Annotated in this window: 1 protein-coding gene; it reads right to left on the bottom strand. The window is 48.0% G+C overall.

Annotated features, from left to right (window positions below):
• Positions 1-223, bottom strand: a 223-nt coding sequence (locus ACEWB7_RS18440) for a hypothetical protein (RefSeq protein WP_411581154.1), incomplete at its 3' end; no start/stop codon positions are given.
• Positions 224-400: the final 177 nt, after the last annotated feature.

Raw genomic sequence — 400 nt, 5'->3', positions numbered from 1 at the left:
GTACACACTGCTCCAGAGGAGTCAGGTAATACTGCTGATACAGGTTTCTGGGCAGAGAAGAGTAATCCCACAGCGTTTGCAGATATTGCTGACGTAGAGGTGTGCCCAACAACTCCTCTACGCTGGCCGGAGCAAAATAACCCGCAGGCACAGGTGAACGGTTATCGGATAAGGGTTCCGGCGGATGCGCCTTGTCACGCCAGAAAAATAGAGTATTGAGCATAAATACCGCCGATGGCTGAAATGAAAAGCTGCCACTCTATTTCTCCGCCCATAAACAACAACAAACAACTCTGTTTAGGTTCCTAATAATTTCCAAATCCCATAAAAAATGCTCCCGAAGGAGCATTTAGCGCATCAGGCCACTGAACGGCGCACATCCTGAGCAAGGTTAAGTAAA

The sequence above is a fragment of the Acinetobacter sp. NIOH-H-8 genome (genome assembly GCF_046635365.1).
Lineage (GTDB): Bacteria > Pseudomonadota > Gammaproteobacteria > Pseudomonadales > Moraxellaceae > Acinetobacter.
This window is presented reverse-complemented; position numbering and strand designations above follow the sequence as displayed.